Source organism: Chroococcidiopsis sp. [FACHB-1243] (assembly GCF_014696895.1).
In the GTDB taxonomy this organism is placed as follows: Bacteria; Cyanobacteriota; Cyanobacteriia; order Cyanobacteriales; family Chroococcidiopsidaceae; genus Chroococcidiopsis.
The window spans coordinates 12,765-25,624 of sequence record NZ_JACJQX010000050.1 but is presented as its reverse complement, the minus strand read 5'-3'; the positions used below and the strand labels follow the sequence as shown (position 1 = coordinate 25,624).

General features: G+C 46.3%; 11 protein-coding genes. 5 read left to right on the top strand and 6 right to left on the bottom strand.

Annotated features, from left to right (window positions below; translation table 11 throughout):
• Positions 1 to 225 precede the first annotated feature (225 nt).
• Positions 226 to 1,278 (top strand): J domain-containing protein, encoded by a 1,053-nt coding sequence (locus tag H6G17_RS34305; RefSeq protein ID WP_192161715.1) that lies wholly within the window; start codon positions 226 to 228, stop codon positions 1,276 to 1,278.
• A 90-nt stretch (positions 1,279 to 1,368) separates the two neighbouring features.
• On the opposite strand, the gene H6G17_RS27335 is transcribed toward H6G17_RS34305, so the two are convergent.
• The 6 genes from H6G17_RS27335 to H6G17_RS34880 form a co-directional block, all read right to left on the bottom strand.
• Entirely contained in the window at positions 1,369 to 1,908 is a 540-nt protein-coding gene (locus H6G17_RS27335; RefSeq protein ID WP_192161714.1) for a redoxin domain-containing protein, read from the bottom strand.
• A 93-nt stretch (positions 1,909 to 2,001) separates the two neighbouring features.
• A complete protein-coding gene (locus tag H6G17_RS27330; RefSeq protein ID WP_192161713.1) occupies positions 2,002 to 2,223 on the bottom strand; it encodes a hypothetical protein in 222 nt (73 codons plus the stop codon).
• A gap of 23 nt (positions 2,224 to 2,246) precedes the next feature.
• A complete protein-coding gene (locus tag H6G17_RS27325; protein ID WP_192161712.1) occupies positions 2,247 to 3,788 on the bottom strand; it encodes an NAD(P)/FAD-dependent oxidoreductase in 1,542 nt (513 codons plus the stop codon).
• Between the two features lie 187 nt (positions 3,789 to 3,975).
• Positions 3,976 to 4,719, bottom strand: a complete 744-nt coding sequence (ubiG, locus tag H6G17_RS27320; RefSeq protein WP_192161711.1) for a bifunctional 2-polyprenyl-6-hydroxyphenol methylase/3-demethylubiquinol 3-O-methyltransferase UbiG — start codon at positions 4,717 to 4,719, stop codon at positions 3,976 to 3,978.
• A gap of 196 nt (positions 4,720 to 4,915) precedes the next feature.
• Positions 4,916 to 5,833, bottom strand: a complete 918-nt coding sequence (locus H6G17_RS27315; protein WP_192161710.1) for a hypothetical protein — start codon at positions 5,831 to 5,833, stop codon at positions 4,916 to 4,918.
• 39 nt (positions 5,834 to 5,872) lie between these two features.
• Positions 5,873 to 7,399 carry a galactose oxidase-like domain-containing protein gene (locus tag H6G17_RS34880; protein ID WP_192161709.1) on the bottom strand — a complete coding sequence of 509 codons (1,527 nt, stop codon included), beginning with the start codon at positions 7,397 to 7,399 and terminating at the stop codon, positions 5,873 to 5,875.
• An 806-nt stretch (positions 7,400 to 8,205) separates the two neighbouring features.
• Between H6G17_RS34880 and der the strand changes: the two genes are divergently transcribed.
• The 4 genes from der to acpS all read left to right on the top strand — a co-directional run bounded on the left by der (position 8,206) and on the right by acpS (position 12,749).
• The gene (gene der, locus H6G17_RS27305) at positions 8,206 to 9,564 is read left to right on the top strand and encodes a ribosome biogenesis GTPase Der (RefSeq protein ID WP_192161708.1); all 1,359 of its coding nucleotides are present in this window, start codon (positions 8,206 to 8,208) and stop codon (positions 9,562 to 9,564) included.
• 89 nt (positions 9,565 to 9,653) lie between these two features.
• Positions 9,654 to 10,655: a CbiQ family ECF transporter T component gene (locus tag H6G17_RS27300; RefSeq protein WP_192161707.1), complete on the top strand. Its 1,002-nt coding sequence runs from the start codon at positions 9,654 to 9,656 to the stop codon at positions 10,653 to 10,655.
• 1 nt (position 10,656) lies between these two features.
• The gene (locus H6G17_RS27295; RefSeq protein WP_192161706.1) at positions 10,657 to 12,288 is read left to right on the top strand and encodes an anthranilate synthase component I; all 1,632 of its coding nucleotides are present in this window, start codon (positions 10,657 to 10,659) and stop codon (positions 12,286 to 12,288) included.
• A 71-nt stretch (positions 12,289 to 12,359) separates the two neighbouring features.
• Complete coding sequence (gene acpS / locus H6G17_RS27290; RefSeq protein ID WP_192161705.1) at positions 12,360 to 12,749, top strand: holo-ACP synthase; 390 nt, start codon at positions 12,360 to 12,362, stop codon at positions 12,747 to 12,749.
• The last annotated feature ends 111 nt before the right edge of the window (positions 12,750 to 12,860 follow it).

Here is a 12,860-nt window from a genome sequence, read left to right as displayed (position 1 = left end):
CAATTCCCCTTTATCTTCTCCCTAACCCCTAGTGGGGCAATTGCGATCGCGACTTGAGCAAGAACCGAACTCGATTCAATGTAACCGTTTGCTAAGTTTAGGGCAGAATGTATATACCCGAAACTATCCCTACTAGGTGCTGATTTATCGCCTACACAGTGCCTTAGTGGGCTTATTCCTACACATAAAATTAGGTTGAATCGCACTCAGGAGGCTGATAGCTAGATGGCTGCTACTGATTTTAAGGACTATTACAGTATTTTGGGAGTCAACAAGACTGCCAGTAACGATGAAATTAAACAGGCTTTTCGCAGGCTAGCCCGTAAATTTCACCCGGATGTTAACCCAGGTAATAAGCAAGCCGAGGCGCGATTCAAGGAAGTTAACGAAGCTTACGAAGTTCTGTCAGATCCAGACAAGCGCCGTAAATACGACCAATTCGGTCAGTACTGGAAGCAAGCCGGACAAACTTGGTCGCCTGGTGGCGCTGGTGCTGGTGGGGTTAATGTTGGTTTCGACGATTTTGAGTTTGGCAGATACGGCAGTTTTGATGAGTTTATCAACGATCTGCTCGGTCGTTTTGGTGGTGCTGGCGCACCTGGCACACCTGGCGCACCTGGGGCGCGGACTGGTGGGACTCGTCAGACATATAGTTATACCACTTCTGGCAGGAAATCTTCTGGAACGAGCGGTTTTGACGGTTTCACCGATCCAATGGCTGGTTTTGACAGTGCCGCAACTAGCACCGACAGAGAGGCAGCGATCGCCCTCACTTTATCAGAAGCGTTTCATGGCGTACAGAAACGGTTGAGTGTTGGGAGTGAAACTATTGAAGTCCGCATTCCGCCAGGGGCAAAACCTGGTAGCCGCGTCCGCGTACGGGGCAAGGGTTTAGTTAATCCTGCTACGCAGCAACGAGGCGATTTGTACTTGAAAGTGGACATTCAACCGCACTCTTTCTTCAAGTTTGAGGGCGATAATCTTGTTTGCGAAGTGCCAATTACTCCCGATGAAGCGGTTCTCGGTGCAGCAATTGACGTTCCTACTCCCGATGGTTCTGTCAAGCTTAATGTTCCAGCTGGAGTTCGTTCCGGTCAGTCTCTACGTCTACGTGGCAAAGGTTGGACTCAACCTAAAGGTGGACGCACCGATTTGCTAGTAAAAATTGCGATCGTTCCACCCAAAGATTTGAGCAGTACGGAGCGGGAGTATTATGAAAAGATTCGCAGTAGTCGCAGTTTTAATCCCCGCGATCGCTTGCCACAAGTACGGTTGTAAACTAGTATTACAAAATTATGTAGGGGCGCACAGCTGTGCGCCCCTACTTTAGCTCCTATTTTACAATCCACATTAAATTGGCAGTAAAATCTAATCAAGTACTGCTAACATTTGCTCTACACTGGCATTGTGGTCGAGGAAAGAAAACAAGTGTTTGTAAAGCAATCTGCCCTGTTTATCTAATACAAACTGAGCAGGCAAAGGCGCACCTAGAGCTTGCCCCGTGCTGTATGCTCTAAATACATTGCAGCTAGGATCGCTCAGTAACGGCATTCTTAAACCTAAATCTCTGACTACGATCTGACTTTGTTTTTCATCAGTACTCGTAATCATTAATAGTTCAATTCCGCGATCGCGAAAGCGATCGTACTTCTCGTTTACATCCTTAATATGTGGGAAGCAAAAAGGACAATATTGCTTTTCCGTGAAAATGCGCGTAAAAGCTAAAATGAGAGGTTGCTTGCCCCGATATTCCGAAAGCTTAACTTCTCTACCATTAGTAATATCTGGCAATCGAAAGTCTGGTGTTATTGCACCCAAATCTAAACTACTAGTAGCTGGAATTGGCAAGAAATTACGAAAAAAACGCTCGTTGAGTAAGCCGCTAAAATCGTTTGAAGTGAGTACCATCTTTCTAAATAGCGTTTGACAAAACTATATTTCACCGAAGAAGAAGACAGGAGACAGGAGCCAGAAGACAGAATGTTTTTTTGGTTATTAGTCTTATTCACCTAACACCTTAGCATCAGATGGAAAAAACACGATCGAATTTTTCTGTCTCACCAACTTTAACCCAACCCCAGGAGACAACTCGATCGCCTCCTTAATTGCATCTGCTAACACAAATAGATCGGGATAAGCGATCGCCTTTAAAACAATAAAAAAATACTGTAAAGCTGTAGCTATTGCTTGAATCGATTTAGCTTGTCTAACTGCCGTATACAAGAGAGAAGAATGCAGATCGTAACCTATAAATCGCGCATGACTCGCATTGCGGCATTGTGTCCCGCTGCACCAATCACGGAACCTGCGGGGTGACAGCCTGCACTAGCTGAGTATAAACCCTGAATCGGCGTAGCATATGGCAAGCGATCGCTAAATCCAAAAGAATTATCGACGTGATGAATGTGTCCCCGTGTCAAACCAAAATGCTGTTCTAATCTCTGGGGATGGAGGGCAAAAACTTCTTGAACGAGATTGGAAGTACCAGGGGCAAAGCGATCGCAAATTGATAGCAAATGTCTGACATAATTCTCTTCCTCCTCTTCCCAAGTTGTTCCTTGTAATTCGTAAGGAACCCACTGCACGAACAAAGCTGAATTATGATGCCCCTGCCCATCTTGTAAAGAAGGATCGAGAGTTGTATGAATGTACCATTCAATCGTTGGAAATTCCGGTAGTCTTCCCGCTTCCACATCCGCAAAAGCTTGATACAAATGCATCATCACTTCCGATTCGTCCGGTAGTAAATGAATCGTCGTCCCGTACTGACCCCGATTTTCAGGCAAACAGGTAAACTGGGGCAGTTCTCGCAAACACATATTGACTTTAAAAGTCGTGCCATCTCGCAAGTAACTATCTAGCCTGCGGTTGTAGTCGGCAGCAAAATTCTCCGTACCGACAAGTTGACGCATCCGAAATGGATCGGCATTAACAATGACAGTTTTAGCAGCAATCTCAGTGCCATCCTGCAACACGACACCCGTTGCTACATTCTGAGATACTAAAATTTTATCTACGCTGTACCCAGTCTCAATTTTTGCCCCAGCTTTCACCGCCGCCTCTGCCAGACGATTAGTCACAGTCCCCATTCCGCCTCGTACCACCATCCAAGTACCATCACTCCCGGGGAGGCGACACATATTATGGACGAGAAAATTCATCCCCGTACCTGGAGTATCCCAAGTACCGAATATCCCTGTAAATCCATCGGTGACAGCATACATTGCCTTAACTAAATCGCTTTTAAAATCGAAGCGATCGAGATATTCGCCAACAGACTTGCGACACAGATCGATAAATATAGATTTTAAATGCGATCGCACGTATTTTTCTGCTGTCTCTTCTATCGATAGTGGTTCCTCTAACCACGTTGGGGCAATATCCTCTCTTAACTGTGTCAGTTCCTCTTGCAGTACCAAATTTGCTTGCCAGTCAGCTTCTGAAAAAAAGGCAGTAAACTGCTGCTGCATCTGTGCTGTATCGGAACCAAACAGTAGGTAGCGCCGATCTGTTGTCGGGACAAAATAGTGAGGATCGCGCCGGATCGTTGGTAGATCGATATCTAAAATTTTTAGTAGTTCTGGTGGCATCAACCCTAATAAATACGCGCCTGTAGAAATACCTAAGTTGGGCGCAGTACGAAAAGGTGTTTCGGTACGACAAGCCCCACCAATCGCCTGTTTTTCTTCCAGAACCAACACGTTCAATCCCTGACGGGCAAGTAGTAATGCCGCTACTAATCCATTATGCCCAGCGCCGACGATCGCAATATCTACAGAGTGCTTCATACTAAGTGTTTGCGGTCATATGCTGTCACGGATTGAATTCAAGTTCCAGCATTCTGACTTTTGACTTTTGACTTTTGTACGGACAGGTTTACGAAGAAACTCTACTCAGAACAGACATTTTAAGTAGACCTGCCCCTACAATCTTGACGCACTCTACGCGATCGCGGGGCTAGACTTTAGCAGTTTTTTACGATCGCGCTGTTTTTTCTGCCTTGCCAATATACATAACTGACGTATTGTCTGTAATGCTTGCCCTCAAACTACCCGTTCTCTTGTAGTGCCAGAAAGTAGCGATCGCATCCCAGGGTGAACTTCCAAATAGGCTAAAGCCTTTAATGTCAATATTCGTAAAACTCTGCTGTTGCATCAAACTCGTTAACTCCTCTGGTTTGATGAATTTCTCCCAGTCATGAATCCCACGATCGATCGCTTTGACGACTCCCTCCAAAAACCAAATCATCATCAACTGCGATTGCACAGTCCTGTTTATCGTGTCAAAACAAAACGTTCCTCCAGGCTGCAAAACGCGATGAATTTCCGTGACAGTTTGTTGCCAATTTGTTACGTGTTCTAAGACATCGACACAAACAACCACATCAAAATAGCGATCGGCATAGGGTAGATCTTCGGCATATCCATACTGATAGTCAATCTCGAACCCAGAAGTTGCAGCATGGGCTTTCGCTGTAGCGATACAACTTTGAGAGCGATCGATGCCGAAAACCTTTGCACCCCGTGCAGCTAAAAATTCGCAAGAAAACCCTCCACCACAACCAACATCCAGAACTCTCAGCCCTTGCCAATCGGTTAAATGGCGATCGAAGTACTGAAAGCGAAGGGGATTAAGGCGGTGCAGGGCGTAGATCTTAGCATCAGGTTGCCACCACTGGGCAGCACTGCGATCGTAAAACTCTAAATCGTTTTTTTTCACTAGCAAACAAATCAGTTGTCAGGGAGCAGGGAGTAGGGAGTAGGGAGTAGGGAGTAGGGAGTAGGGAGTAGGGAGCAGGGGGCAGAGGCGCAGAGGGGCAGGGGGAGAAACACCACTCACCACTCACCACTCAGCTACCAATGACCAATGACCAATGACCAATGACCAATGACCAATGACCAATGACCAATGACCCTTATACAGTCCGCATTGCCACTCTAGCAGCATCAAAGTCTATCAGCTTAGCCATAGCGCCACTGCTTAAATCTACAGTATAAAGGGCATTTGGTTGGATGTATCTCGGTGCGCCAAAAGCAATCAGCTGGTTAGCGTTGTTGCATAGTAGGCTTTGCAAGCCATTACCCCAAGAGTTGTTATTCAACCGCAATTGTACTAACGGCGTGACACTAGCTTGCGCTAAATTAATTCTGACGAGAGTAGTAGCACCGTTAGCAACGGCAGTTGTATAGATCGTGCCGTTGGGACAGATTGCTAAGGTACTATATTTTTGGTCAGATGGTAGGCTGAGTCTGACATTAAAAGTTCCTGTATTGGGGTTAACTTCTACCAGTCTTACAGGTGGCGTACCGTTCTTATTTGCAACCAAACCAAGAAGCACGCCATCTGGAGTTACCATTAAACTTTCGAGTCTTTGCTGGGGTGTGAGTCCTGAAATTGTCACCTCAGCACGCGATATCCCAGGAAAGCTGAGGCGTGTCGGGTTTCTACCTTTCCTTCTACTGGTTCTAGCAGGAGTTATGGCAACTACAGGCGTACCATCGGGTAAGTAGGCAAAACCGCTAATACTCTCATCTGCAGGCATTGCAGATGTTACCCCTCCCTGCCTTCTGCCTGTTGGCAAGTCGAGCGAGTTAATAATGACTTGTTGGGATGTATCAGAGGTATCGGGGGCATCGCCCGTTTCCACAGAGGGACTGGAAACATCGGTACGACTAGAATCTGGGGTAGTAACAGTTCCCCTAGAACTAATGCCCGCGATCGTCAAACCTGGCGTTTGTGCCGAGGTTTTGCTAGCTAGATAGCTAAATCCAGCAATTGTAGTTGTGGCGATCGCCAATTGTCCAAACCGACGACGAGAAATTCTAATTTCCATGGGGAGTGAGTAGTGAAACTACAAATGACTAATGACTAATTACCTAACCCTTATCCATCTAGCTACTGAAGGTACGCGACTGTTATTGCTGACGAACAACATGTACCAGCCAGCAGGGGCAATATTGCGGTTGGATGTCAGAGTCACGGATAGGGAAGTACTAGTTCTAGAGGCGATCGGCAAATCTACCAGCCGTTGTTCTGTATCTAGTCCGTGGGTTGTTGCCATTGGTCTAATTAAGCTGACCCATTGGATGTTCTGCGCCTGGGGAGTCGTGACTGTGAATGTATTGCCCAGGGAGATTTCTGCGGGTGCGTTCTGAATTGTCGGTCGCGTTTGCGAGATGTAAGGCGGGCTGTAAATTTCAATTTGCCTGTCCTCACAAGGTAGTGATGGCGTGCCTGGAAGGTTGCCATTGCTATCGCATTCATTTAACCGCCTGGGATTACCACCTGTGGTGACAACTCTGCCATCTGGTAGCAGTAGGGCAACCGAGTGATAGAGGCGGACTCGGCTTGCTGGAGCTGTAAGCGTCCAAGTATTGTTAAGCGGGTCGTAGATCTCTGCGGTCAACGTGGCAGCATTCCCGGCTTCATCAAATCCGCTACCGTTACAAACTAAAACCGTGCGATCGGGCAGAATTACGGCATTGTGGTGCTTGCGAGCAAAGTTGAGCGATGGTGCAGCTGCATATGCAGGGTTACTTGCGTTTAAGTTGATGATACTGACTCTATTGGTTGCCTGATTGGGATTTCCACCCCCAATCACCATGACTCGTTGGTCTTGAGCTGGTGGAAGCAGTATGCTAGCAGCTTGAGCGCCAGAGTCAGGCTGTTGCAATGCACCTACGGGTGTTTCAGTAATTCTTTGATTGAAGTTTCCTGGTAAGGTGAGCAGGCGAGCGGAAACACCGTTGTTAAAGGCAAAATAGCCTCCTGTATAAAAAACCTGCCCCGTAGCGGTCAAAATTAGATGAGCGTAAAGCTCGAAAGGACTGGTAGCTTGAGAAAAAGCTCTCCAAGAGCTGGAATATATTTCTGGGTTGATCGCTAAATTGCCATTCACCTCCAGCCCCGATAAGGCAAAAATTCGACCGTTGCCTAGCGTTAGGACTGTAGGATACCAGCGACCGTACTTCATTGAGGCTATGGCTGTCAGCTGCTCGTTACTCGGATCGAATAAAAAAGCAGAGGTTGCTCCATAGAAAGGGTCGTATTGCAGAGTTCCACCCGCAATCATTAAGCGTCCATCAGCGCGAAACGATTGTCCGGCACAGAAAAGATCGATGGGCAATCCAGATGGATCTGTTGGTGGCGATTGGCTACTAAACGTGCCGCTGTTTACATCCCAAACTACGCTGTTGAAGGGCGAATTAATTCGCGTGGGATTATTTCCCGAACCAGTGAAGAAAAAGACTTTTCCCGTTCGGAGTAATGCTGCATGGACGGGGTTGATCGGGACTTGATAGGACAGAAGTTGCCAGCTACCTACACCACTGCCTTGGGCTATTAGCGTCCCAGCGTCAAATTTCTTGGTAGGTAAATTAAGTAGTTCGTGCTGAATCACTTAAATTTGTATCCTCCTGATGTCAGTTATCAGTTATCAGAGACCTTACATGTAACGTCTGTACAAAGTTATCAGTTATCAGCAATCGGTATAGTGAGGTAATATGTCGCGCCCCTCTAGCACTATTAACTAATAGCTAATAGCTCATAACTCATTGCTCGTAATTGATGGCTAATTACGATCGCGTCGCTCGCCTTTGTGCTGACTATTAGTAACTAATTAGTTTTGTCTGTTTTACTTCAGCCCTGAAATGAAAACACAAAACTCTAATGACTGCTATCAGTCTAAAGTTTACTCTTGATTTGTGGCAGATCTAACATTCAAATGCTTGCCGAGAGCCACTCGACAATTTTCTCGATTAAGTTTGAAAACGACTTTAATCCGCGAACATCTTTTCAATATACACGACATATTGTCAAATTCAACTATTTTTTTGACAAAATTTGTATCGAAAAATTATATATTTCATTCGTGCAAATTTTGCACGTTTGGCTTAAGTCTTTGCACAAACTTTGTCTTTCTTTAAATAAGAACATGAGAAAATAGCCACTTTCTAACAAGGGTTAGAAAGAAGCAATTTTTGCTACCTTGCCTCATTTATTTAAAGGAATAATACAGGAAATTTGCGATCGCGCAAAACAGAATTTAATTTAGTTTTTTTAAGTATTCTGTCAAAAAAACTACTTTACTTAAAGAATATTTCAATCGAAAAAAAGATTTTGCCCAAAAAACTCTCTGCCAACTCAAGTTGCGATCGAAACCATAGAGAGTCGCTACAATGAAAGTTTGATGCTTCAGCCACTTATATGTCTTTGCCAATTGTTGCCATAGTCGGTCGCCCTAACGTGGGCAAATCTACGCTTGCTAATCGCCTGGCTGGAGTACAGGAGGCGATTGTCTATGACGAACCAGGCGTGACGCGCGATCGCACCTACATGCCTGCATACTGGTGCGATCGCGAATTTTTGGTAGTCGATACAGGCGGCTTGGTCTTCGACGACGACACCGAATTTTTACCCCTGATCCGACAGCAGGTCATGGTAGCTTTGAGCGAAGCTAGTGCAGTGCTATTTATCGTTGACGGTCAAACCGGACCACTACCAGCCGATGAGGAAGTGGCGGCGTGGTTGCGGCAACAATCCTTACCCGTGCTACTTGCTGTCAATAAATGTGAATCACCCGAACAAGGTCTGATGCAGGCAGCGCAGTTTTGGGAATTAGGACTAGGCGAACCGTATGCTGTCTCTGGCATTCATGGCAACGGTACGGGAGATTTGTTAGACCAACTGATCGCCCACTTACCCCAACCTGGAGAAATTACTCCAACAAACGAGATTGCTGTAGCGATTGTCGGTAGACCGAACGTTGGTAAATCTAGCTTGTTAAACGCTTTTGTCGGCGAAAGTCGGGCGATCGTCAGTCCAATTTCTGGTACGACACGCGATTCAATCGATACCGTGGTCGAACACCAAGGACAAACCTATCGCTTAATCGATACAGCCGGAATTCGCAAAAAGAAAAACGTCGAATACGGACCCGAATTTTTTGGCATCAATCGTGCTTTTAAGGCAATTCGCCGCGCTGATGTAGTATTACTCGTCATTGATGCGCTCGACGGCGTGACCGAACAAGACCAAAAACTCGCCGGACGTATTGTTGAAGAAGGAAGAGCTTGCGTTCTGGTCGTGAATAAGTGGGATGCGATCGAAAAAGATACATACACAATTTACGACTACGAAAAAAACCTGCGAGAGCGAATGCAGTTTCTAGATTGGGCAGAGGCAATTTTTGTCAGTGCTACGACCGGACAACGAGTAGAAAAGATTTTAGAATTAGTAGACCGAGCCGCCGAATCTCACAAGCGCCGCGTTTCTACGGCAGTTGTCAACGAAGTACTCGAAGAGGCGCTGAGGTGGCATTCTCCCCCAGTGACTCGCCAAGGACGACAAGGAAGAATTTATTATGGTACGCAAGTCAGCGTTCAACCCCCAGCGATCGCATTATTCGTCAACGATGCTAAACGCTTCAACGACAACTACCGTCGATACATCGAACGACAATTTCGCCAACAACTAGGTTATACTGGCACGCCGATCCGGTTATTCTGGCGTAGCAAACAAGCCCGCGACGTAGAAAAAAGCTCAAATCGCGCTACCCGCGTGTAGGAGAATTCGGAATTAATTTCGACTTGCGACTTGGAATAGCTCCGCGAGTTTCTCTTTCCCCTGCTCCCTGCTCCCTGCTCTTTATCAAAATGGACTTACTGCGATCGCTACCCATAGGGTTATATCTAGAACAACCGATTGCTTGGCTGCATCGACTCGATCCGAGGGTGAAGTTGGCTTGGTTGCTCAGCTTTTTGGCAGCGCCAATTATGGCAAACTCTCTCTACCGAGTGAGTTTAGTCGTATCGCTGATTTTGATTACTTTAACAGCAGGAATTCCCTGGCGAGTTTGGCGACAACAAATGGGTTGGCTACTCATGTTGTCATTTTTCGTCTTAATTTTAGGCGCGGTGAGTCCTGACGGTTTAGGTGTAGATCCTCAACCTCGTTTACCAACTGCCGAACAGGGTGAGATGTTGGTTTTAGGCAATGAGTTTGATGCGGGAGCAGGGAGTAGGGAGCAGAGGGGACAAGGGGGACAAGGGGAACAACCTCAACCGTCAACTGTCAATCGTCAATCAACTACCAACTACCAACTACCAACTACCGACTACCAATACGTATTATTTCAATATTGGATAATTACGGTAACGCGCCGCTCGGTCGAGCTGGCATTACGCTTGAGTACGAGCCTGTTTACTTTGATTTACAGCACGAATTTATATTTACTCACAACCGCACCAGAAGAAATTACCGCAGGTTTGGAAAGCTTGATGCTACCTTTGCGACGGTTTAAATTGCCCGTAACTGAAATTGCGCTGACTCTAACGCTGTCATTGCGATTTATTCCCCTAGTGATGGAAGAAGTGCAAAATCTGATTCGTTCCGTGCGAACCCGGGCAATAAATTGGAAAAAGTTAGGCATCAAGGGAGCATTGCGGGTGTGGATGGTAGTGGCAGAACGATTGTTAGAAAACTTACTTCTGAGAGCCGAGCAAATGGCTAAAGCGATGACAGTGAGGGGATTTACCACTCCGAATACTCATCGCGTCCAATGGCATCAGCTGCGTTTTACTACTAGAGACTGGATTGCCTTGGTGTGTTTGGTTGCATTTTGGGGAATACGTCTAACTTGGGGTAATGAGGTTTGAAATGAAACCCATGCAGCCTTGGTATTGGCGATCGCTTCCTTTAGAGCAACGTAGCGGTTCTGAAGTATTTGCCGCCCTATTTCGCCCTGATGACAATCCAGAGGCGATCGCAACTCTACTAGAGAGTCCTGCTCCAATATCTAAAGACCGTTCTCAACTGGCGCGTTACTCTATCTGTGCTGGCACACCCCGCATTACCGACGGACAGCTGCAACTGTGGACACCACCCGTCGGGGAGATTTTGCCATTTTTGCAGCAGCTATTGGAATGTAAGAGAGCAGGGAGCAGGGAACAGAGAGCTAAGGGAGAAAAACCACGCACCACGCACCACTCTTTTACCAATTACCAATTACCAACTCCCGACTCTCTTCCCTTTACTGGAGGATGGCTGGGGTGGTTGGGATACGATTTGGCTTGGGAGATTGAAAAGTTACCCTATGTAAAATCAGATCCCTTACCATTTCCTACAGCTTATTGGTACGAACCTGAATGTTTTGCCGTTCTCGACAACTCAGAACAAATATTGTGGCTGGCTGTTTCCATACCACAGCAGTTAGACGAGCTACAAGAACGACTTGAAAATTTAAAAGTCAAAAGTCAAAATTCAAAACCAACAACCAATTACCAATTACCAATTACCCATTCACTACTCACTACCCAAGAAGAATACGAAACGGCTGTCTGCCAAGCAAAAAAATACATTCAGGCTGGAGACATTTTTCAGGCAAATCTGTCTTTGCGATTTGAAACCAGCACGATCGCCAGTAGTTGGCAAATTTATCAAGCACTGCAACAAATTAATCCGTCTCCCTTTGCTAGTTATTGGCAGACTCCTTGGGGAGCAGTCATTAGCTGTTCGCCAGAAAGATTAGTACAATTACGAGATCGTCAAGTCCAAACAAGACCAATTGCAGGCACGCGATCGCGAGGAGCCACTCCCGCACAAGACTGCGATTTAGCTCAAGAGTTGTTAAGCAATACTAAGGAAATTGCCGAGCATATCATGCTTGTAGATTTGGAACGTAACGATCTAGGGCGCGTTTGTGAATGGGGTTCTGTCGTCGTTGATGAGTTACTAGCGATCGAGCGATACAGTCACGTCATGCACCTTGTGAGTAATATTACTGGCACGCTCAAAGCAGAATACAATGCGATTGATTTAATTCGCGCGGCGTTTCCTGGAGGTACGATTACTGGCTGTCCTAAAGTCCGTTGCATGGAAATTATTGAAGAATTGGAGCCAGTCCGCCGCAGCTTGTTTTACGGTTCTTGCGGTTACTTAGACTGGCGCGGTAATTTAGACTTGAATATTTTGATTCGGACTCTGCTGTATAGCAGGGAGCAGAGTAAGAGAACTGAGGGAGCTGAGGGAGCGGAGGGGGCTGAGGGAGAGAAAAGAGTTGAGGGAGAAAAAAATCTTCGAGTGTCCTCCGACGCTTCCCACACTTCCCACACTTCCCACACCCTATACCCCACACCCCAAACCCCACACCCTATTAACAACTCCCGCAATAAAGTTTGGGGACAAGTTGGAGCGGGGATCGTGGCTGACAGTGAACCCGAGCGAGAATGGTATGAGTCCTTGCACAAAGCTCAAGCCCAAATCATCGCTTTAAAAAGGACTGAAGAATGAAGTCGTAAGTCGTAAGTAGTAAGTTACTACTCACTACTTACGCTCCACTGATAACTGACAACTGACGACTGATGCTACGTTTAGGAACCGATATTATTTACATTCCTCGAATTGAGAAGGTTATAGAACAATTTGGCGATCGCTTTTTGCGGCGCGTCTACACGCCAAACGAGCTACTGGATTGTCGTTACGAGCAAAATGCTCCTAGTCGTAATGCGATGAATAAACTAGCTGGTAGATGGGCGGCGAAAGAAGCTGTGGTCAAAGCTTTGGGGACTGGCTGGCTGGGCGTAGGCTACACTGACGTTGAGATTTGCCGTCAACCGAGCGGCGTTCCTACCGTGCAACTACACGCACGAGCGTTAGCAATGGTAGATTCTTGGGGACAGTTGCAGTGGCAGTTGAGTTTGAGCCATGACGGAGATTACGCGATCGCTACGGCAATCCTCGTCTGTTCTTAGGAGCGATCCTCAAGGCGATCGTTGCCAGCAACTTTATAGTTCTACATAAAGACAGAAGAATTTAGAAATTATCTCAATAAACTTAAAACAAATTGTGAATAATGAAATACA